The 21340-nt window shown below is 30.2% G+C and carries 20 protein-coding genes and 1 pseudogene; 2 read left to right on the plus strand and 19 right to left on the minus strand.

Annotation, left to right across the window (positions count from 1 at the left end; translation table 11 throughout):
* Position 1: 1 nt before the first annotated feature.
* Both bhYOR_RS01285 and bhYOR_RS01290 read right to left on the minus strand, forming a co-directional pair.
* Positions 2-2131 (minus strand): flagellar assembly lytic transglycosylase, encoded by a 2130-nt coding sequence (locus bhYOR_RS01285; protein ID WP_247088245.1) that lies wholly within the window; start codon positions 2129-2131, stop codon positions 2-4.
* Positions 2124-3311: a hypothetical protein gene (locus bhYOR_RS01290; RefSeq protein WP_241763792.1), complete on the minus strand. Its 1188-nt coding sequence runs from the start codon at positions 3309-3311 to the stop codon at positions 2124-2126. The genes bhYOR_RS01285 and bhYOR_RS01290 overlap by 8 nt, the downstream gene beginning before the upstream one ends.
* 360 nt (positions 3312-3671) lie before the next feature.
* Here bhYOR_RS01290 and bhYOR_RS01295 point away from each other — a divergent pair, with 360 nt between their 5' ends.
* On the plus strand, positions 3672-4898 hold the full coding sequence (locus bhYOR_RS01295; RefSeq protein ID WP_407933126.1) for a tetratricopeptide repeat protein: 1227 nt from the start codon (positions 3672-3674) through the stop codon (positions 4896-4898).
* 3 nt (positions 4899-4901) lie between these two features.
* Here the strand turns inward: bhYOR_RS01295 and bhYOR_RS01300 are convergent, their stop codons facing one another.
* The gene (locus tag bhYOR_RS01300) at positions 4902-6167 is read right to left on the minus strand and encodes a peptidoglycan DD-metalloendopeptidase family protein (protein WP_025434002.1); all 1266 of its coding nucleotides are present in this window, start codon (positions 6165-6167) and stop codon (positions 4902-4904) included.
* Between the two features lie 74 nt (positions 6168-6241).
* On the opposite strand from bhYOR_RS01300, the gene lepB reads away from it, so the two are divergent.
* Positions 6242-6745 (plus strand): signal peptidase I, encoded by a 504-nt coding sequence (lepB, locus tag bhYOR_RS01305; protein WP_025399604.1) that lies wholly within the window; start codon positions 6242-6244, stop codon positions 6743-6745.
* 51 nt (positions 6746-6796) lie between these two features.
* Here lepB and bhYOR_RS01310 read toward each other — a convergent pair whose 3' ends face one another.
* From bhYOR_RS01310 to fliL, 16 genes and pseudogenes are all read right to left on the minus strand, one after another.
* Positions 6797-8305, minus strand: coding sequence for an Hsp70 family protein (locus bhYOR_RS01310; RefSeq protein WP_025399605.1), 1509 nt, complete (start codon positions 8303-8305; stop codon positions 6797-6799).
* A pseudogene (locus tag bhYOR_RS01315) lies at positions 8247-8802 on the minus strand (DUF6115 domain-containing protein). Before bhYOR_RS01315 ends, bhYOR_RS01310 begins: the two are co-directional and overlap by 59 nt.
* Positions 8803-8823: 21 nt before the next feature.
* Positions 8824-9135: a hypothetical protein gene (locus bhYOR_RS01320; protein WP_025399606.1), complete on the minus strand. Its 312-nt coding sequence runs from the start codon at positions 9133-9135 to the stop codon at positions 8824-8826.
* 24 nt (positions 9136-9159) lie between these two features.
* On the minus strand, positions 9160-11058 hold the full coding sequence (locus bhYOR_RS01325) for a FapA family protein (protein ID WP_025399607.1): 1899 nt from the start codon (positions 11056-11058) through the stop codon (positions 9160-9162).
* 2 nt (positions 11059-11060) lie between these two features.
* Positions 11061-11552: a hypothetical protein gene (locus bhYOR_RS01330; protein WP_025399608.1), complete on the minus strand. Its 492-nt coding sequence runs from the start codon at positions 11550-11552 to the stop codon at positions 11061-11063.
* Between the two features lie 5 nt (positions 11553-11557).
* Complete coding sequence (locus bhYOR_RS01335; protein WP_025399609.1) at positions 11558-12445, minus strand: MinD/ParA family protein; 888 nt, start codon at positions 12443-12445, stop codon at positions 11558-11560.
* A gap of 12 nt (positions 12446-12457) precedes the next feature.
* Positions 12458-13624, minus strand: coding sequence for a flagellar biosynthesis protein FlhF (gene flhF, locus bhYOR_RS01340; protein ID WP_025399610.1), 1167 nt, complete (start codon positions 13622-13624; stop codon positions 12458-12460).
* A gap of 4 nt (positions 13625-13628) precedes the next feature.
* Positions 13629-15719: a flagellar biosynthesis protein FlhA gene (gene flhA / locus bhYOR_RS01345; protein ID WP_086936068.1), complete on the minus strand. Its 2091-nt coding sequence runs from the start codon at positions 15717-15719 to the stop codon at positions 13629-13631.
* Between the two features lie 8 nt (positions 15720-15727).
* Positions 15728-16849 carry a flagellar biosynthesis protein FlhB gene (gene flhB / locus bhYOR_RS01350; protein WP_025399612.1) on the minus strand — a complete coding sequence of 374 codons (1122 nt, stop codon included), beginning with the start codon at positions 16847-16849 and terminating at the stop codon, positions 15728-15730.
* Positions 16846-17634: a flagellar biosynthetic protein FliR gene (fliR, locus tag bhYOR_RS01355; RefSeq protein ID WP_025399613.1), complete on the minus strand. Its 789-nt coding sequence runs from the start codon at positions 17632-17634 to the stop codon at positions 16846-16848. The genes flhB and fliR overlap by 4 nt, the downstream gene beginning before the upstream one ends.
* Positions 17635-17649: 15 nt before the next feature.
* A complete protein-coding gene (gene fliQ / locus bhYOR_RS01360; RefSeq protein ID WP_025399614.1) occupies positions 17650-17913 on the minus strand; it encodes a flagellar biosynthesis protein FliQ in 264 nt (87 codons plus the stop codon).
* 8 nt (positions 17914-17921) lie between these two features.
* Complete coding sequence (fliP, locus tag bhYOR_RS01365; RefSeq protein WP_025399615.1) at positions 17922-18686, minus strand: flagellar type III secretion system pore protein FliP; 765 nt, start codon at positions 18684-18686, stop codon at positions 17922-17924.
* A 9-nt stretch (positions 18687-18695) separates the two neighbouring features.
* On the minus strand, positions 18696-19337 hold the full coding sequence (locus tag bhYOR_RS01370; RefSeq protein WP_025399616.1) for a flagella biosynthesis regulatory protein FliZ: 642 nt from the start codon (positions 19335-19337) through the stop codon (positions 18696-18698).
* Positions 19330-19674: a flagellar motor switch protein FliN gene (gene fliN, locus bhYOR_RS01375; protein ID WP_025399617.1), complete on the minus strand. Its 345-nt coding sequence runs from the start codon at positions 19672-19674 to the stop codon at positions 19330-19332. The genes bhYOR_RS01370 and fliN overlap by 8 nt, the downstream gene beginning before the upstream one ends.
* A 48-nt stretch (positions 19675-19722) precedes the next feature.
* Entirely contained in the window at positions 19723-20781 is a 1059-nt protein-coding gene (gene fliM / locus bhYOR_RS01380; RefSeq protein ID WP_025399618.1) for a flagellar motor switch protein FliM, read from the minus strand.
* 19 nt (positions 20782-20800) lie between these two features.
* Positions 20801-21334: a flagellar basal body-associated protein FliL gene (gene fliL, locus bhYOR_RS01385; RefSeq protein WP_025399619.1), complete on the minus strand. Its 534-nt coding sequence runs from the start codon at positions 21332-21334 to the stop codon at positions 20801-20803.
* Positions 21335-21340 lie beyond the last annotated feature (6 nt).

A 21340-nucleotide genomic window follows, 5' to 3' on the forward strand; every position in this document is an offset into this window, starting at 1 on the left:
CCTAAAAACTCTTGGGAAATTTACCCATAATATACTCTATGATAAAATCCATTCCCTTATTCTCATATAAAGCATCATACAACACACAGTAAACCAATATTTTCTTAATATAATTCCTAGTTTGCCCAAAAGGAATTGCTTCAATAAAAAGCTCCTTGGGTAAATGTCCATAATCCTTCTCCCATTTTCGCACATTTCCAATGCCACCATTATAAGATGCAAGAGCTTTATATACCTCTCCTAGCATTTTTATCCTTTTATTTAAATAATAAGTTCCTATAATAACATTATCTTTTGGCTGTTTCAAATCATAATCATAATATTTAATCTCTCTAGAAACATCAATTGATGTTAAAGGCATAATTTGCATAAGTCCAATAGCACCAGGTTTAGATACAGCATCTCTTTTAAAACTACTCTCAGCCTTTATTAAAGAAAACACAAGACTAGGCTCAAGTCCTCTCCTCTTTGACCAATACTTAATTAAAACACTATACAAATACGGATAGATACGCTTATAATCATCTCTACTTAAAGCCAAATTCTCCTGTCTTACAAGATAATTAATAGCAAGTGTAGATTCATAATAATACTCATGCTTCACAAGTTCATCATAAAGATTACGATAAAAATTAGGAGAAAATCTATAACCATTCTTAAAATCTTTAGCAACAAAAGCACTAACATAAGAATGCAAATTAAATTTCAAAAACCCCTCTAAAAAACTTTCATAATCAGAATGATCATACTGAATATCTAAAGCATTTTCAAAATAATCATTAATATTTTGATCCAATAAATATCTACTCATAAATGAGGAATAAGAGGTCCGATTATACTTAATAGAAGAACGTAAAAGTTCACTGTACTCATCTCTTGATTTAGGAGAAATCAATTTATGATATATAAGCCTTGCATTAATAAAGGCAAGTCTAGATAAAACAGCACCATCAATAACATCTTTACCATTATGATAGAGTGCATATAAATTATCATAATCCCCAAGTTGCACAGCTTCTAAGATATACTGATCTAATGCCTTAATAAAGCCAAGATCACTCTTATCTTTGCTTGTATAAAATCTAGCTATGTTTTCTGAAAAATAATTTCTTGTATTTTCAAGAAACACTAAATTGCTAAAAATTTCATTAAGTATTTCTAATCTATAAGGTTCATTTTCAAGAGAAGTATTTTCTAAATATTTAACTATGGTAAGAAAACCTACGTCCTTTTTTAATCTTAAATTAATAAGCCCTAAATAATAATCCTTATAAATACTATTTAAATTACTAAAAAAAGATAATGCCTTGCTAATATAGCCTGAACCCAGAAAAGCCTTATAAACATCATTTAAAAATACAAAGTTATCATAATATTTCTTAAAATCATCATTTAATATATTGATTGCACCTTTTAAATCTCCATTAGCTACCAAAGCTTTAAATTTAATAAGATTTAAAAAACTTGGATTTAAAAGACTGGATCTCTCTTCAAGAACAAAATAATCATGAGCCCTTACATGTAAATATTCTGCTGGAAGCTCTTCAAATAATTTCCTGAAATACACCAATGATAAATCAATATCAGAAGCGTTAAAATAAAGAACTGCCTTAAATAAAAGGTTTTCATTCTCTTGAGACTGTACAAAATCCATCTTTTCCAGTTTATTTAAAACTAAAAGAGCCTCATCATTCTTTTTTTGCCAATAAAGACTTTTAAAATATCCTAATATAATAAATTTATTATTATCATATCTTTTGTAAAGCTTACGCCCAATAAGTTCAGCCTCAGGATATTCCCTTCTAGCATTATAATATTCAAGAAGCTTAACACCAGCAAATTGAGATGCAATATCATTACTACTCTTTATTGCCTTATACATATATTCTCTAAACTTTTCATCATATCCTATTTTTTTAAAAAGATAGGCAACATACACATAAGAATTTGAATCTATGCCAAAATAGTCATCGAAACTTTGTCCCAAATAGTCAAAATTCCATAACCAACTCAGATGATTTAAATCAAAATCATTCACATTTCTTTTAACTATATTGTTACTTAAAGATCCTTTTCCAAAAGAACAAGAAAATAAACTTAACAAAAACAGACAAACAATTTGCTTAAACATAATTATTTTTTTCACATTTAGTAATTTTTTCTTCCTTATAAAAAGGATAATAAGAAATTGCAAAATTTCTAGGATTTAATACTTTAGAAAAAATCAAAAATAATGAAAAGAATATCAAAAGAAATAAAGAAATAAGACTTAAATAAAGCATAGAAGTTTGAATAAGACCTTCTTCTGAATTCACATCTAATCGACTCTCTTCAAAATCTGTAGCAAAATTTTCCTCACTCAAATCTAAAACAACATCACTAAGTTCGCTCTCATTCAACTCCTTATCAATATCTGTAATAATATCGTCAATATTCCAATCATCAGAATAAGACCCTTGCAAAGCATTAACATTAATATCACCAAAAATAATGTTATCATCTTCACCTAATTTCACATTATTAGTATCAGAACTACCAGAAACAACACTCGCATCACTAATATCAACAGGAATATCATTTAAATCGGAAGCATCTTGACTAACAGTATCCTTATCACTAAGGACATGTTCAATTTCATTCCCTTTATCAACATTATTCTCAAATTTATCCTTTGTAAGCTCAAAATCAAAATTTTCTAAATTAAGATTAGGATCAGAATTTAAATTTTCACTTACCAATATATCATTATCTAAACTTAAAGAGTCCGATAATAAATTTAAATTATTCTCATTACTGGAAAGCTTATCGTTTGTAAACAAAGACTGGGGATCAATTAAACTATCAACATTATCCAAACCAACATCTAGAGAACCATCTTGTCCAACAACACTGCCAAATTCTTTTAAAACCGACTCTTCATGCTCTACATCACTAAGCTTAATGGGCAAATCATTCGATTTAGCATCCTCCAAACTAATTTCTCCTGAGCCTACAGCAAGATTAATTAAGCTTAAATCAAACCTAGATTTATTTGTAATGCCATCACACTCACCGTAAACATAAAGCATCATAGAATCTATTTTAAAATAAACATTTATATTAGAACTCTCTTTTCTAAGATTATCTAAGAAAAAAGATCCAATAATAACAGGATTAGAAAAGTCTTCATACTTACTAATATAAAGATCCAATTTCACATTAGCTTCATCTGCAAGCTTACCCAATACCACTCTCTTAACAGCAGTATCATCCAAACTTAAAATCGAAAAATATTCATCATTAGAAAGCCTTATGGCTAAAAAACCTTTCAAGAATTCCAACCTTTTTGTTCTTTTGCAAAAACAAATTCATATATTCATATATAATTAACTATAACAATAATATAATATAATTAATATCATATTCAACTTGTAAGTAAGCTTTTAGTTAAAAGAAAAATGCTTAAAAAAATACTTAAAGCTATGCATTACTGTTTTATATGATATTACTAAATATGATTTTTAGGAGAAGTTAGGGTGTTACCATTATTTATAATACTGTCCTCAACCGCAATATCTGCTTTGGTATTTTTATTCTTCAAGATTGCAATATCAAACAGCAAAATAAGAAAAAAAGGTAGACATAACAAAACATTAAATAAAACAAAAAAAATAACTGAACAAGCTGCAAATATGTTAAAAACAAACCCAAATGACATAAGTGCTTTACAAGCTCTAAACGATTATTATTATTCCAATAAAGACTTTGAAAATGGAATTAAATATGCAAGAAAATTATGCCAACTTGCAGAAGAAAATCCTATAAATCAAGGAATAGACTCTTTTAAGGCTTTCTTAAGTTACGGTTTTTATAATCTTGAGAGAAATTTTAATGCAGAAGCATTAGGATTTCTTAAAAAAGCATATGTCATAAAAAAAAATGATATGGATGTGAACTACTATCTTGGAATAGCTTTCCTACGAAATGCACATTACAAAGAAGCACTCCATTATCTTACAAAGATATATAAATGTGATAAAAATAATAAAGATGCTTTAAAATACATAGGAATAACTCTCTTTTATACAGGCAACTATACTAAAGCTGTTGGAATATTTAGTGGCATACATAAACATATACAAAATGATATAAATGCTCTATTAGCATATGCCCAATCCCTATCTCAATTAAATCAAGACCAACTCGCACTTGATATTGCAAACAAAATAAGAAATAAAGACGGAATGATATATGAAGCTCTCCTAATTGAATCTGATATTAATTCAAAAAATAACAACTTAGCAAAACTAGAAGATAACGTTAGAGAAATGATGAAAGTCAAACCTGATTTACCTACAAAAATATTTCTTAAACTCTTTTACAAACTAGGGGAACTATACATAGAATCTGAGAACTACAAAAAAGCAACCGAGGCGTTTACTCAAGTTGAAAGGATTGACCCGCACTATCAAAAAATTGCTGAAAAACTAGAATTTAGTAAAAGGCTAAATGAAAACTTAGCATTAAGAATATATCTTAAAAGTCCAAAAGAAAAGTTTGATAGTCTAGCCAGTGCAATTGTCCTTAAAATCTATAAGAATAAGTTCCAAGTAAGAGATAAAAAGATAAATGAAATAACCTCACAATTTATAGACATGAATTTTCAAATATCAAATAATCAATGGGAAGAAAATCTAATAGTCCGATTTGTCAGAACAGAACAAAAAAATTTTGGTGAATTATTTTTAAAAGACTTTATTTCAAAAACCAAAGAGAGCAAATTAAAAGGACTCTGTATTGCACCAGCCATATTTTCTGAGAAAGCCAAACAAATCATTGAAGGTAGGTTAATTGATCTTGTAGAAGGAAAAAAATTAATACAAATACTTAAAACATTGGATATATCAAAGTATATATAACCACTATCTGAGGTATTTCATAGGATTCCCTGTTTTTCCATCTTTAAAAATAGTGAAATGTAAATGATTACCTGTGCTATACCCTGTACTTCCCATACGTCCTATTATTTGTCCCCTTGAAACCCTTTGTCCAACTTTAACTGCAAAAGAGCCTAAATGGGCATAAAGGGTTTGAAACCCATTATTATGAGAGATAATAATATATTTCCCATATCCTCCAACACTAAATCCAGCTGTTACCACAATACCCTCTTTTGTTGCAAAAATGGGTGTATTAGCTGCATTTGCAATATCAATCCCATTATGAAAACTAATAGTCTTGGTAAAAGGATCAGGACGGTAACCATAACCTGATGTAATAATTCCTTGGGTTGGAAATAAGAAAGTCTCTCCTAAAGCATTTCTAAGTAACTCCTTAGACATTTTTCCCCCTGGAATAAATAACTTTTGACCTAAATACAGAACTTCATTATCAAGATTATTAGCATCAAGAATATCTACTTTGGGAATCTTATATTTGTTTGCAATTGATGAGAGGGAATCATTTTTCTCAACGGTATAAAGAACTCCTTTCATATTAGGCACATTAATAACAAAATTGGGCCTAATGCTCCTCACATCTTTAATGTTATTATAAGAAATTAAAGTCTCACTCGTTATGCTATACCTGGCTGCAATATGAGAGAGTGTCTCTCCCGGCTTAATCTTATGCTCAACTACCTTTAAAACAAAAGGTTTCCTTACAGTTGCCTCATAATTATTTGTATCTACTCCAAATAAATGATTATTGATCTGAGTTAAATCTTGGTCGCTATAATATAAAAAAGTATCAATAAAATAATCTTTGGGAAAACTCAACTTATTTAGAAAAATATACGAACCATAATACGAAAAAATATTCAAATAAAAAACTAATACTAAAACAAAAATTATCGTATTAAACTTAAAAATAAAACTATAAGTTAGCTTGACATCATAAGCATTAATCATTGGAAGTCGAATCTTCTTATAAGAAGTCTTATACAAAGATCGGTACTTATAATCATCAATGCTTACCATTTTACTAACTAAAGCCAAAAATAATAATTTAATTACATCAAAAATCTTCCTTGGAATACTTATAAAACGAAAAAAATTATTCCGTTTTCGTCTACGAAGATTACGATTATTACCAAAATCCCTCAATTCAAAATCACCTTTAATTGCCCTATCAAATAAAAAATTTCTGTTTCTTTTTAATACATTCTGGTCCTTTTTTGGTATAATCATAGCATGCCTTATTATACAATATACACTAGAAATTTCAATTTCTTAAAAATCTCAAGTGGATATTTTTTTAAGAAATGATCAAATTCCATAAACAAATATTAATACCCATTATACTAGCTTCACTACTAATGCTAGCAATCATTAAAATATCTCTGTCTTTTCATTTAGTCAAAGGTTCTTCAATGTTACCAATAATTTTAGAGAAACATTGGATAATAAACAATAAACTAGCTTATGGACTTAGACTAAAGAATAGAGAAACATACATCATGTTATGGGGCACACCCAAAAAAAACGAAATGGTACTTATTAAAGACCCTATAACAAAAAAAACATCTGTAAAAAAAATCTTTGCCATTCCAGGAGAAAAATTTACAAAGTTACACAAAAATGTAATATCCATACATAATTTAAACTTTAACATAAATAAAGAACACCTAAAAAAATTAGAAAGCATATATATCCCAAAGGATTATTATCTGGTAATAGGAGAGAATAGACAAGTCTCCCTTGATTCAAGAGAATATGGATTTATCAATATCAATGATATTATTGGAAAAATAATATACTGCCTGTAGACCTTCAAATAATAGAAATCAATATCTCTTAAGATCAATCTAAATAAATGCTTAAAGCAATTCCATTTTCTCTTCTAACTCATCACTCGAGCTAATATCTTCCAATAAAGCAAGAACACCTTCTTTTTGAAGATTACTATCAAAAGAAGCACTTGTCATTTTTATTTCAATTGACTTAGAAGCATTAGTATCTAAATCTTTTGCAGAAATGCTTAAAATACCACTTTCATCCAAATTAAAAAGTATTTCTATCTTCGGAACACCCTTTAAAGCCTTTTGTATATTACTAAAGAAAAATCTACCTATAGAATAATTCAAAGATGCCTTTTTATACTCACCTTGAAGCACATGCACCTCAATCTCTTCCTGATAATCATTAGTTGTTGTAAATATTTTTCGCTCTCTAACAGGCAATAAAGTATTTCTCTTAATTAACGTAAAAAATCCATCATTACAAGTCTCAATACCAAGAGAATAAGAAGTTACATCTTTAAAATCAATAAGAGCACTATTATTTGAAAGACTAAAAGCCTGAATAGCCGCTCCATTTGCAACAACCTCATCTTGATTTAAAGAATCTAAAACCTCAATTTTAGGAAAAAATTGCCTCAATCCCTCTTTAACTAAAGGAATTCTGGTTGAACCTCCTGATAGTATTATTTTTGAAATACTCTCAAGCTCAACACCTGCATCGGCAATACATTCATTTGTAAGATTAATAGTTTTCTCTATAAATTCCTTAATCATAGAATTAAAATCATCTCTTTTAAGTTTATAATTCAAATGCTTGCCATCAAGAAAAGGTAATACAATACTAACTTCATCCACAATAGATAAATTCTTTTTAGCCTCTTCAATTCTGTCTCTTATTTGCTCAAGAAGAATAATATCATCTAAATTAATATCAGGATATTCTTCTTTAAAATGCATTAAAACATGCTTTTCTATGATTTCATTAAAATCATTGCCACCAAGTTTATTCTCACCCTTAACTGCAAGAACAGTATAAGTATCATCTTGTTTTTCTAAAAGAGTAACATCAAAAGTTCCACCACCAAGGTCATAGACAAGAAATAATCCATCTATTTGTTTTTCAAAAGCATAAGACAAAGCAGCTGCTGTTGGTTCATTAAGTATTGCCCGACATCTCAATCCTGCAAGACTTGCAGCTTTTACCACCCCTCTTCTTTGAATTTCAGAGAAATAGGCAGGAACAGTTATTACAACATCATTCACTTCTGTACCTAAAAATTTTTCAGCATTCATCTTCACATTTAAGAGTAAATAAGATGCAATATCCTCAGCTCTATATGTATTATCACCCACTTCATAAGTAACTTCAGTGCCTATATCAACTTTAAAATTATAAAAAGTCTTATCTGGATTTACTAATATCTGATGTCTAGCAATACTACCAACAATAACACCAGAATCTGTAAAAGATACAATAGAAGGTGTCATTCGCTCACCCCTATCATTTAATATCACCCTAGAATTAGAATCAAAATAAGACGCTACAGTATTTGTAGTTCCAAGATCTATGCCTATCCATTTTTCCATCAACTACCCCTATGAATTGAAACAATTAATTCAATTTCACCCAAATCCAATTTCAATTTTTTTGCAATAACTTCTAAAGACATTCCTTGCTCATAAAGCGAAATAACTTGCTGGCGAATATTATATCCTTCCTTAATTATATTCTTCTCAATAGTAGGTATTGAATAATCTAAATTACTCTTATAAGCACTACCATCACCTTTCATTCCAAAATTATTATTTCCCATTGAAATTGAATGGGCATTAAATCCTAATAGCCTTTGATCAAGTATTTCTATCCTCTCATCAACTTCCTTAATAATCCTATTTAAGCTCTCAATCTTTATCTCAATGATATTTATATTCCTATCAGTGGCTTGATTAATCTCAATAATAGTCTTATCTACCTCACTCCTAAATTTCCTAAGTATGCTATTAGATTTCATTTGAAAACTAATATAAACATGAAAATATATAAAAATAAATATAATTAAAATAAAACAAAAAACAATAAACATACAGAATGTCCTATATTAAAACTATCGCTCAATATCAACGTTCCTTCCAATTTTTGGATCATGCAAATTAATATCATCTATACCAGATAAATCTCTCTTGGCAGTCTTAACCTTTGATATTGTAATAAAATTGAGCTTACTATCTGTAATCTCATCAGTCGGATATATGCTATTTATTGCAGAATCAACATGATAGCTCTTATTTTGATTTGAACTTAAATTTTTATTTTCTCTTATTCGCCTCTTCCTTAAATCTTCATTTGAAATTTCACTAGCCTTAAAAGCACCTTGAGTAATTATCTTCACAATCTCAGATGAATCACTAATATCCATAAAGCTACTCCTATAATTTGTAACCTATTTAGATTCAAAAGGAACATAAGCTACCATTTTAATAACATTGTCATCCTCTACAAAGGTGATATTATGATAATCTCTTGGAAGCTCATAATAAGCATCTTTAATATGCAACTTAACCCCAGCATAAGTTATATACTCAACAAAAATCTTGCCATCAGTCTTACTATCTTCAAGTGCCTCTTGTAAACTTTCCTGCTTATCTTTTACCATTTTTATTTCCAAAATTAAAATATCTCTCTCATTAATAAGCTCATTACAACTATCAATTTTTAAAGATTTCTCAGCTTTATCAACAGTAAGTTGAATGTTCTTCTTTAAGGCAGAAATATCTTTTGTTAAAACTTCCAACCGTTTCTCAATCTTTACAAGATATTCAGCAAATCCAGACAACAAAGCTTTTACTTCAGGATCACACCCAACCCAAATAAAAGTCTCAGCATTACCCTCAGATCCAATAGAATACGCCCGGACCTCTTCTCTTGCATGAACATCAGAACCAACTATCTTAGATTTTTTTCCAATGCATAGCACCTTCTTTGTGCAAGAAACAAAAGAATTGACAATCCCTCTTACAACTTCAATATCGCCTTCACATCGTACATTAACATTTTCTAAAAATTTGGACTTAATAAACTGCTTTGCATAAATCTCTGAACCACCCTTTCCATTAACTCCACTGCGAAGAACCATAGATCCATCCGTTCTTAAATTACATCTACCAACAAGTCCATTAACTTCTATCCCACCCTTAGCCATAATATTATATCCATCTAAAACACTTCCCCTAACAAGCACCATACCATTATTTACTATATTCCCAGTACCCGGTCCAACATCACCCTCGACAATATAAACATCATGCACAGAAACAACACCATTTGCAATAGATATATATCCATCACATCCTGCAATAATCTTATTTCCTTCCATTAAAGTATTCTCTCCCAAAATCAAATCCAAATCCCGACCCTTCTCTGCTTTTAATATTTTTCCAAAAACAGTATATCCATCAATACCCTCTGATAAGGGAATAATTTCTGCAAGTTCATCCCCTTGATTAACATTTCTAAGCTCATTATTTACATCACCATATTCGCATGAATACTTACTCTTAGCAATAAAATTAATATAAGCATCTTTTCCCTTAACAGGATTTGCTCCCTTTGCCATCTCAACTGGTTCACCATAAAACGGATAATCTACAAAATCCCTTACCTTATCCTTAAGAACTGCTCGATCTGATACTCCATATTTTTTAAGAATATTATAAATATCTTTTTCTAAAACTTCAGCACCAAAAGGCCCAGGAACAGCAAATTCAATAGTTACTGACATTGAATCTTCTGCTATATGAACCATCATAGTTACACTCTCAGCAAGATCAGCCTTAAAAGCAGATACTTGTTCATACTTACCATCAGCAGTCTCAACTACCGATCTAATAAAATTTTCATCTAAATCCTTGATGTTACTATAAGATGCAAATTTATCCATTACATCTTTAAGCTTAACAACACTCCCATCTCCCTGAGCAGGAGTAACTTTTAAAAATACTCCCTTGGCAGTTCTCCTTATAAAAAATTTTCCATCAAGAGATGTAAATTCTTCAGATCCATCTTGTGAAGTTAAAGCATCAGTAACACCAAACTTTGAATAAGAATTCCTATAAGCAACTATTTTCCATTTTCTCTTACCATATCCAAATAGTCCATTATTTCCGCGTACCAAAACCTCATAAGCTAAGTCTTTATAAGGCACTGAGAGTTCTAAAGAAGCATCATTTAAAGCCTCTTCAAGGGTATCTGCTTCCACCTCTATTAAACTAACACTATCCTCTTTTTCTAGATAATGCTTAATTTTATTCCTCAAATCGGAAAAATCGATAATGTCAGCCATAATTATTCCTTTTTATTAATCAAAGTTTTAATAGCCTCAGCAACAATTTTTGGATCAGTCCTCTCAACATATGAAATCTGATCTAACAATTTTCTATTAAATTCAATGTCAAATTTACTCTCTCTAGTATCCCCATCATATTTACTCAATTTTTTCATACGATCATGATTATCAATATCATTTTCCTTATTCTCATTAAAAGGAATATTTTTAGGAGCAAAGTTCATGTTATCCGACTCGGACTTACAGTTACTATTCTCATTAACCTCATCAGTATCATCACTCAAGATACCATCTCTAAAGAGATCATACAAATACTTCTTATATATAAACTCAAGCAAAAACCCAACACAGAAAAAAAATATAAACTGAAAAAACGCTCTAAATAATACTGTAATAAAAGGCACGCGAGCAAAAATACCAAGAATCACCGCAAGAATAAATGCAAATACACCAAATAATAAAACATATTTATTTATCTTATTAAACAACATATTACCTACTCCATGCCAAAAAATTTAGATATAAAACCTATTACACCTCTTCTTTTTCTATTATCAAGATTAATCTCTTCAAGAGCAGCTACAATAGAATCAAGACAATAACTAGCCTTACTATTGGGATTCAATAAAATAAAAGGCCTTTGTTTAAAAACAGAATTCCTAACATTCTGGTCTTCATAAACATAGCCCAAATAATCAATATTTAAATTTAAAAACTGACTCGATATATCAATGACCTTTTTAGCCACTACTTTTCCCTCACTTACATTAGCCACCCTATTGACAACCAGTCTTAAATTTTTTAAATTTTCCATTTTATGAGATAAAACCTTAATTATACCATAAGCATCAGTTATAGAAGTAGGTTCTGGAGTTGTAATAATAACTACATCATCACTAGAAAACAAAAAGGAAATAACCTGTCTTGAAATTCCAGCACTGGTATCTATTATAACTATATCATATTCATAAACTTTTAATAACTCCTTTATAAACTGATTCATCTCGGCCTCTGATAAATCTAAAAGTTCTGTTGTCCCAGAAGCACCAGCTAAGAGATCAATATTATATTCTGTCTTTGTTATTACATCCTTAATACCTCGACCTTGCATAATCATGTGATAAATACTGTACTTTGGAATGACTCCAAGCAAAATATTGATGTTAGCCATACCAATATCTGCATCAAAAACCAAAACTTTCTTACCAAGACTTGCATACTTAAGAGCAAGACCCACAGCAATATTACTTTTGCCAACTCCACCTTTGCCACTAGTAACGGCAATAAATCTTGTCCTATTATTTTGAATTTTATCATCAATAACAAAACTAGCCCTATTATTCAATCTCATAATATCACGTAAACTTTGAGCCTGATCTTCCATCATACATTATCCTTAATAATAAGATTTGCTTTTTAGCCTTCGAATAAATTCAACATCATCACTTATCCTATATCCATTTATTTTTTTGATAAAGGTAAGCGGTTCTGCAATACTAATATTATGAGGAACAATTTGCCCATCAGTAACATAAGAAACTTCCTTTCTCATTTCATGAATTAAACTTATTAAATTGCCAACACATGTTGTTTCATCCAATTTTGTAAAAATCACGGTCTTATAACTAAAGGGAGAAAATTGATGAAATATTTCTTTAATATCTGCAGTCTTTGTAGTAGAGCTAACGGCCAAGTGAAATTCAGCATCTCGACCACAAGCATTAAGAAGTTCCTTCATCTCAGCAAGTTTCATAAAATCCTTAGGACTCTTACCAATTGTATCAATCAGAACAAGATCAAAATCCTTTGACTGTGTAATTTCTTCTTTTAAATCCTTAAAAGATTCAATTGCCTTAACAGGAATCCCCATAATATCACCATATGTTTGAATTTGTTTCTTAGCTCCTATACGATAGTTATCAATGGTAATAATCTTAATATTTAAACTCTTATCATCACTATTAATTCCATAAATTGCTGCTAATTTTGCAATAGTGGTAGTTTTTCCAACACCTGTTGGTCCAACTAAAATAAAAATTCTTTTTTTAAGATTATCAATAAGAGGTCCTGAACATTTAATAGTCTTAGCAATGCACATTATAACACTATCTTTAACTTTATCATAATCATCAAGATCTGATAAACTAAACTCTTTTTTAATAAAATTATTAATATCTTTAATGTAACTCTCAGAAAAATCATTACTACGTAAAATGTCTTCTATTTTTAAAATTGTTGGATGATTAACTTCTTCCTTTTTGTGTGCAAGCTCGTTCTTGAGAGATTTAACTTCCTTAATTACATCTTCAATTGAAGAGCTTTCTTCTTTTTTAATGCTTTGAAGAATTTTACGCTTCTCCTCTTCAATATTTATTTGCTGTTGTCCAATGTCATATCTAACATAACCTGACACTTCAATCCAATCTCTACTAAATAAGCCAAATATTCCTCCATGAGCTATTGTCTTATAAGTCATAACTCTAGCGTTCTTTCCATATTTCCTCTTAACGGTTTCTATGACTTCATTATAGGTCGGACCTCTTTCTGTAAAATACTGCACCATAATACTACTCTTCAACCTCTACTATTTTAAGCACATTAACTTTAACATTTTTAGGAACCTCTAGAACAGATATAACAACAATATCTGAAAGCTCTCTACTGGTTAAGACCCTTATTACAGGCCGTGCGGATTCACTAGATAGTATAACAGGATAATATCCTTGTGATTGAACCTCATTTACAAGTCTAAAGAGTTCATAAATAAATTTAGTCTTCAAACTTGGCTCAAGAGAACTTACAAGATCATTATTAGCTTCAAATCGTGAATCAATTATTTTTTGCTCAAATTCTGGATTTATTGTTATCACATTAAGCTCTAAATTAGAATCTAAATATCCACTAACTATTTGCCTCCCAATTGCCTGCCTACACTTTTCAATTAAAAAGAATATATCTTTAGTAATACTTGTAAAGTCTGCTATCGTTTCAAAAATTGTAACTAAATTACGTATTGAAACCTGCTCCCTTAAGAGCCCTTGTAACACCCTTTGAATCTCTCCTACTGAAAAATCTTTTAAAACTTCTTCAACAATAGCCCCATAATCTTTTTTAAAAACATCAAGAATATTTTGAACATCTTGACGCGTCAAAATCTCACAAGCATGCCTCTTAATAAGTTCAGTCATATGAGTAGCAATAATTGAAGGGGGATCAACTACAGTATAACCCAATTTTTCAGCAACTTCCCTACCATCATCATTTACCCAAAGAGATGGAAGTCCAAATGAAGGATCTTTTGTAAGATCTCCTTCAATACCAGAATCAGCACCCACATTGATAACTAAAAACTTACCCAACTTAATCTCTCCATGTCCAATCTCTACTCCCCTAAGCTTAAATGAATACTCATTTGGTTCAAGCCGCATATTATCCACTATTCTAATCTTAGGCACAACTATTCCAAATTCAAGAGCAACCTCACGGCGTATTTTTACAATACGATCAAGAAGCTCTGAGGTCTTTGAATCATCAACTATTGGCACAAGATTATACCCAATCTCTAAAGCTAATGGATCTAGCGGAACTACAGGAGTAATTTCCTTATCCGCATAACTTAATATTTGCTCTTCTGCTTTTTGTTTCTCAGCAAGTTCCCTACTTCTAATTAAGTTAGAAAGTGAATAAGCCAAAAATGCTATCAACAAACTCAAAAGAATAAGTATTAATGTAGGAAATCCAGGAAGAAATGCCAAAAATAACAAAAATCCAGATACAATCCAATAAATTCCTGAATAGGAAGTAAATTGTTCAATAATCTCTCCTCCAAAACTATTCTTTGATATAGATCTAGTAACAATAAGCCCTGTTGCTGTTGAGATTAATAATGATGGAAGCTGGGAGACAAGTCCATCTCCAACAGTTAAAGACACATAATTATTAACAGCATCGCTAAAAGTAAGCCCTTGAAGAGTAACCCCTATTATAAGTCCCCCAAGAATATTTATAAGGGTTATTAAAAATCCAACCTTTACATTGCCTGAAACAAATTTAGAAGCACCATCCATAGCACCATAAAAATTTACTTCAGCTTGCAAGTCATTTTTCTGCCTTGTGGCTTCCTCTTCTGTCAAATTTCCAGAACTATAGGCAGAATCAATAGCCATCTGCTTTCCAGGGAGAGCATCAAGAGCAAAACGAGCAGCCACCTCAGCAACTCTTGTAGCACCCTTAGTGATAACAATAAATTGAACTGCAATTATAATAAGAAATATTATAAATCCAACAAAGAGACCTTGAGTTCCAGAACCTCCAACAACAAATGTTCCAAAGGCCCTTATCATTTGACCATCGAAACTTATTCCTTTTATCAAAATTAATCTAGTAGAAGAAATATTTAAAACAAGACCAAAAATAGTCATAACAAGTAAAAGTGTTGGAAAAACTGAAAAATCAAGTGAACGCTTGGAATAAAGAACAATAAGAATAATTAAAAGACTTACTACCAAATTAACTGCAATCAAAGCATCCAAAATAAACGCAGGAAGTGGTAAAATAAAACCAGCAACAACAAGTATTAAGCCAACTGAAACTATCAAGTCCGCTTTATTATTAAGTCCAAAATATCCTAATACAGAATTTTTTCTTGCATCCAACAACTTAACCTCTAATTAAATTTTTTAGCAATAGAATATACTTTAACAAGAATCTTAGAAACAATTTCCCAATATTCCCTTGGAATTTCCTCATTAACATCAATATTAGCATAAAGCTCCCTTGCAAGCGGTTTATTTTCCATCACAGGAATATTATTTTCTCTTGCAATTTGTTTAATTACAAATGCAATTTCATCTTGCCCCTTTGCAAGTACCTTTGGTGCTAACATAGTATTACTATCCCACTTAATAGCAACAGCAAAATGTTCTGGATTCGTAATTACCACATCAGCTTGAGGAACTGTTACCCTTAAATTAGTATTTAAAATCTCTCGCATTCGCTCCCGCATTCTAGAACGAAGCAGAGGATCTCCTTCCATTTCCTTTCTCTCTTGTTTTACCTCTTCTTTAGTCATTTTCAAATTTTCAATATAACGAGCTCTTTGAAAGAGATAATCCAGTATACTAATACCCATCAATACTATTATTGAAAAAAAACATATTCTGTAAGCAAGACTTAATATAACAGAAATACCATCTTCAAGACTATACTCAGACATTCTTGAGATTTTATCTATATTACTTTTTAGCATAATATAATATATAAGAGATATTATAGCAATTTTTGATAAACTTTTAAATAAATTGAAAAAAGCATCAAATGAACCAAAAGAATTTTTAATCCACTTTGAAAAATTTGGACTTACTCTATCCCACCTGGGAATTACAAGTTTAAAGGTTATCAAAAAACCAACTTGAATAACATTAATTAAAAAACTAACTATAAATGATATTAAAAGAAATACAATCATATATCCAAACATCGGCTTAATATATGCAAAACCCAATGCATAAATACTAATTGACATTATTTCTGGAAGCTTACCAGCTTGCCATCTAAAAACATTCATTAATTCTTGAGCAAAATAAGATAACATAAAAAAAAATACAGCAAATAATATGAACAGAGTAACTGCTGAATTAATTTCAGTTGATTTTAATACTTGCCCTTCTTTTCTTGCTTTCTGTTTCTTCTGTTCAGTAGGAAGCTCAGTTCTTCCCTCATCTTCTGAGGCAAAAAAATTAAGAGGTATATACCAATTTTTATTTAAGAATTCATTTCTAGCATTCATTCTAAGGTCTCAGAAAATAAATTTAAAGCATTCCTCATAGATTCTAAGGCAAGTTCAATTACTCTCTTAATAGACATTACCAAACTTGGAAAACAAATATATAAAATAATTAATCCTAATCCCAATGAAACTGCAAAACTAATCATTAATAAATTAATCTGGGGAGAAGTCTTTGAAAGTAGACCTAAAATCAGATATAAAAGTAAAAGTACTCCCAAGATTGGAAGAGACATTACTAAAGCCTTTTCAAAAAGAACAGCAAAAGAATAAAATATTAACTTAATAAATTCATAATTTCTTATATTAACCATATTTTCGACTCTAACATTTAAAATAGAATCATGCACTCCAATCATAAAAAAACGCAATAAAAAATTATTTGATAAAAATAAAAGTAAAAAAAGATAAGTAAATATTTGGGATATTACTAAATTATCCTCTTCTGCAAAAACATCAAAAATATTTGCATAAGCAAGTCCCATCTGATTTGAGAAAAAAAAACCAAGCAAATGAAATACACTAAAAATTATGCTTACAAAAAAAGCCTGAATCAGTCCCAGAACAGCTTCTCCTGCCAATATCAATGTAAATGCAATCAAATTATCTAAAGGATAAACAACATTTATTTTATCTACAACAATAATAGACAAAATAAATGCAAAGAAAAAATTTAAATAACCCATCTTTATAGTTGCAAAAAAAGGTGAAAATCTTAAAAAAAGAAAAATCCTAACAAACACAGGCAAGACCACAAAAGATTTTAAAACCAAAGCATTCATATTCATACTTTAATCCATACATTACATATTTTGAATTTGACTAAAAACAACAAAAGCAAATTGCATAAGCTTTTTTAAAATCCAAGGGCCAAATATAACAAGGGTTAAAAGTATTATAATAATCTTGGGAATAAAACTAAGTGTTTGATCCTGGATCGACGTAACAGCTTGAAAAATTGAAACTAAAAGGCCAACAATAAGCGCCGTAATCAACATTGGTGCTGAGAGAATAATAATATTCTCAACAGCAATCCTAATGAGATAAATAATTTGTCCCGTTGTCACTTAAATCCTCACATGAAACTTTTCACAAGCCCACTAGCAATCAAAGTCCAACCATCTACCATTACAAAAAGAATAAGTTTAAATGGTAAGGATATCATTACAGGTGGCAACATTATCATTCCCATTGCCATTAAAACTGCAGCTACAATAATATCTATCACTATGAACGGTAAAAATATCAAAATACCCATTTTAAAAGCAACTTTCAGCTCGTGCAAAACAAAAGATGCAATAAGAACATGAGTCGGAACTTCACTAAAATTTTTAGGCCTGGAATAATTACTAATACTCATAAATAATTTAATCTCTTCATGTTTACTATTAGACATCTGCTTATACATAAAATTTCTAAGTGGAGCAATCCCCCTATCATAAAATTCATTAAAACTTATTTTCGAATCCTTAAGGGGCAGATATGCATCTTTGTATATTATGTTAAAAGTTGGCCACATAGTAAAAAGAGTTAAAAATAAAGCTAATCCCATTATTACCTGATTAGGTGGCGATTGTTGAAGTGATAATGCCCTCCTAATAAAATCTAATACTATTGCTATCCTTAAAAAAGAAGTCATTAAGACCAAGAAAGCTGGAGAGAGAGTTATTATAGTTAATATTAGTAAAAGCTGCAGAGGAAAAACTATCCCACCGCCAACAGAATTTACAAGATCAACAAACGGAAAATTTAAACCAGTAGTAGGTTGTAAAGACTTAGTTTGAGCAAATGAAAAATTTATGACTCCAAGGAATAAGAAAAGACTTAATTTTTTACTCAAATTTAACCCCTAGAACTTTTTCAACCTATCCTGCTTACTTTTTAAAGAAGTTTCAATATCATTCTCTAATTCTGCATACTCAGTCTCATCAAGAGATGACTCATTTTTTTGATCCTTACGCAATATTTTATCAAAAATTGCCTTGAATGAACTTACATTACTACGACTCTTAGCCTTATTAATCCCAAATTCCAAATTATCTAGCTCCTCACCCCGTTTAATCTCTCTTAACAAAATAGAAGAATTACCTGATACTAAAAATACATAAACATTACCTAGTATAATAATAATCCTTACAGAATTTTTATTATCTATCTCATAAAAAGCAAGCTCTCTTATCAGATCTGATTGATTATCATCTCTGATTTTCTTATGATTTAGGATTATTTTCTTAAATAAAAAGATACAAAAAAGAAAGGCAAGAAAAAACAAAAATATAGTAACTAAATCGGCAACATTAAAAAGAGATATATTTTGTATATCTTTATTATTCAAATCAGCCTTATCATCCTCAAATATCGGTAAATTAACTTCACTCTCTAAACTAGAAGGAGATACATCTTCAACTTCATTTTTCTGCGCAAATAAACTTTTAGAAATAAATATAAAAAAAATTAAAAATACAAACTTAAATAAAGTTAACCTACTCATTTTTAATTTTAATTATTTCAGTAATTCTAACACCAAAATTCTCATCAATTACAACAACTTCTCCTTTAGCTACAACTTTACCATTTACCAAAATATCTACAGGTTCACCAGCAAGTTTATCAAGTGTAATAATCGTTCCCTCGGACATGCCAAGTATATCTTTTATTTTACGCTCAGTCCTACCAAGTTCAACAGTAACTTGCATAGAAACATCCATCAAAAGCCCCAAATTACTAGGGTCAACACCTTCAGGCAAAGTATCAATTAAATCAGGAAGCTTAACGCCTTTGATCTCAGGTTTTTCTTCACCAATATCATTCTTATCATCTACAGCCATTAATTTACCTCTTCATTAAACTTATTAACATATTTAAACTTTTATGAACTATTCAACCTCTTCTGTAAGTTCTTTTAATAAATCAAAATCTTCTACCTCACCAACCTTTTCTGTAATCTGAACTGAAATCTTACTCCCAACAAGACCCATTCTACATTTAAATTTTTGTTTGGTCCCTACCTTTAAGATCAAATCCTTATCTATTGGAGAATCTTCAAGATTAATCACATCTCCTTTCTCTAAGGATAATATTTCTCTTACCTTTAATTTAACCTCTCCTATTTCAGCCACTAAAAGCATATCTGTATTCTCAAGCTTTTCCTTAAGTACATCAAGATTCTCACTAGTAGTGCCCACACCAATTAAAGAATGCCAATATCTTGTTGAAAGCTTAGACACAATAGGCTCTATTGTAATATAAGGCAAACAAAAATTCATAAGCCCTTCAACTTTACCTATCTTAACTTCAAGGGTTACTAAAATAACCATTTCCGTTGGGGGAACTATCTGAGCAAATTGAGGATTAACCTCTATGTGCCCAAAACGAGGTCTAAGATCGACTACCTGAGACCAAGCTTCTCTCATGTTAGCAAGTATACGGATAATAACACTTTCCATTACGGATTGTTCTATTTCTGTCAAATCCCTGCTTTTATCCTTAATAGTATCTCCATCTCCTCCGAAAAGTCTATCAACTATTGCAAATGCAATGGTCGGATCAACTTCAAATATAGCAGAACCCTTAAGAGGATCCATATTAATTATTGCTAAAGTAGTAGGATTTGGAATAGATCTAATAAACTCTTCATAAGTCAACTGATCAACTGAAGCTACATGTACATGAACCATCTTCCTCAAAAGCGCTGAGAGCGAAGTTGTAGTATACCTTGCAAAGGCTTCATGAAAACTTGATACTGTCCTTACTTGTTCTTTTGAGAATTTGTCTGGTCTTTTAAAATCATAAACTTTAACTTTCTGTTTCTTGCCCATAGAGCTAGATATGACATTAGAGAGTGAATCATCTGATGATAAATTATCAGATGAATTAATAGATTCTAAAAGACTGTCTATATCATCTTGTGATAATGATCCCGGATTACCTGCCATTCAAAATTCCTTTTAAAAATCACATATCAAAAATATCAATTTGCGTTAATGCTATTTCTTTGATCTCACCATTTCTAAGAATACTATTAATTCTAGCTTTAATCTCTGCTTTAATCTGACTTTCGTTCTTTATCTCTTGTCCTGTTCTTTGACTAAAATATTCTCTAATAATATCTTTTAACCGAACTTTCTGTCTTCCAAGTTCACTTAAAATATTTACATTATTCTCAGCATATCCTAACGCAAGTTTTATGATAAAAGTCTTTGGGGGAGTATCTTGAGTAGTACCCCTAATTTCATCTATGCTTTCATACCATATAAGCATAGGGGGTTTCCCCAAATATTCATTAGAAAAAATTGGAAAATTATTAGGTGCCCCACTCTGACTTACTACCATCTTAGAAACAAAATAAGAAACTATTATCATGATCACAACAGTAAATAATCCTATTGCTAATATTTGCAAAATTTTTATTATAACATCAGGTAGCAATCCAATTCTCTTATTATCAGCACCGCCTACATCAATACCACCATCATCTTTCTCAGACATATTTCC

The organism is Borrelia nietonii YOR (assembly GCF_023035795.1).
GTDB lineage: Bacteria > Spirochaetota > Spirochaetia > Borreliales > Borreliaceae > Borrelia > Borrelia hermsii.

Bases quoted from the DNA above. Each gene is read 5' to 3' on its own strand.
- bhYOR_RS01285 (WP_247088245.1), bottom strand. From the start codon at position 2,131: ATGTTTAAGCAAATTGTTTGTCTGTTTTTGTTAAGTTTATTTTCTTGT.
- bhYOR_RS01295 (WP_407933126.1), top strand. From the start codon at position 3,672: ATGTTAAAAACAAACCCAAATGACATAAGTGCTTTACAAGCTCTAAAC.
- bhYOR_RS01300 (WP_025434002.1), bottom strand. From the start codon at position 6,167: ATGATTATACCAAAAAAGGACCAGAATGTATTAAAAAGAAACAGAAAT.
- lepB (WP_025399604.1), top strand. From the start codon at position 6,242: ATGATCAAATTCCATAAACAAATATTAATACCCATTATACTAGCTTCA.
- bhYOR_RS01310 (WP_025399605.1), bottom strand. From the start codon at position 8,305: ATGGAAAAATGGATAGGCATAGATCTTGGAACTACAAATACTGTAGCG.
- bhYOR_RS01320 (WP_025399606.1), bottom strand. From the start codon at position 9,135: ATGGATATTAGTGATTCATCTGAGATTGTGAAGATAATTACTCAAGGT.
- bhYOR_RS01325 (WP_025399607.1), bottom strand. From the start codon at position 11,058: ATGGCTGACATTATCGATTTTTCCGATTTGAGGAATAAAATTAAGCAT.
- bhYOR_RS01330 (WP_025399608.1), bottom strand. From the start codon at position 11,552: ATGTTGTTTAATAAGATAAATAAATATGTTTTATTATTTGGTGTATTT.
- bhYOR_RS01335 (WP_025399609.1), bottom strand. From the start codon at position 12,445: ATGGAAGATCAGGCTCAAAGTTTACGTGATATTATGAGATTGAATAAT.
- flhF (WP_025399610.1), bottom strand. From the start codon at position 13,624: ATGGTGCAGTATTTTACAGAAAGAGGTCCGACCTATAATGAAGTCATA.
- flhB (WP_025399612.1), bottom strand. From the start codon at position 16,849: ATGAATGCTAGAAATGAATTCTTAAATAAAAATTGGTATATACCTCTT.
- fliR (WP_025399613.1), bottom strand. From the start codon at position 17,634: ATGAATATGAATGCTTTGGTTTTAAAATCTTTTGTGGTCTTGCCTGTG.
- bhYOR_RS01370 (WP_025399616.1), bottom strand. From the start codon at position 19,337: ATGAGTAGGTTAACTTTATTTAAGTTTGTATTTTTAATTTTTTTTATA.
- fliN (WP_025399617.1), bottom strand. From the start codon at position 19,674: ATGGCTGTAGATGATAAGAATGATATTGGTGAAGAAAAACCTGAGATC.
- fliM (WP_025399618.1), bottom strand. From the start codon at position 20,781: ATGGCAGGTAATCCGGGATCATTATCACAAGATGATATAGACAGTCTT.
- fliL (WP_025399619.1), bottom strand. From the start codon at position 21,334: ATGTCTGAGAAAGATGATGGTGGTATTGATGTAGGCGGTGCTGATAAT.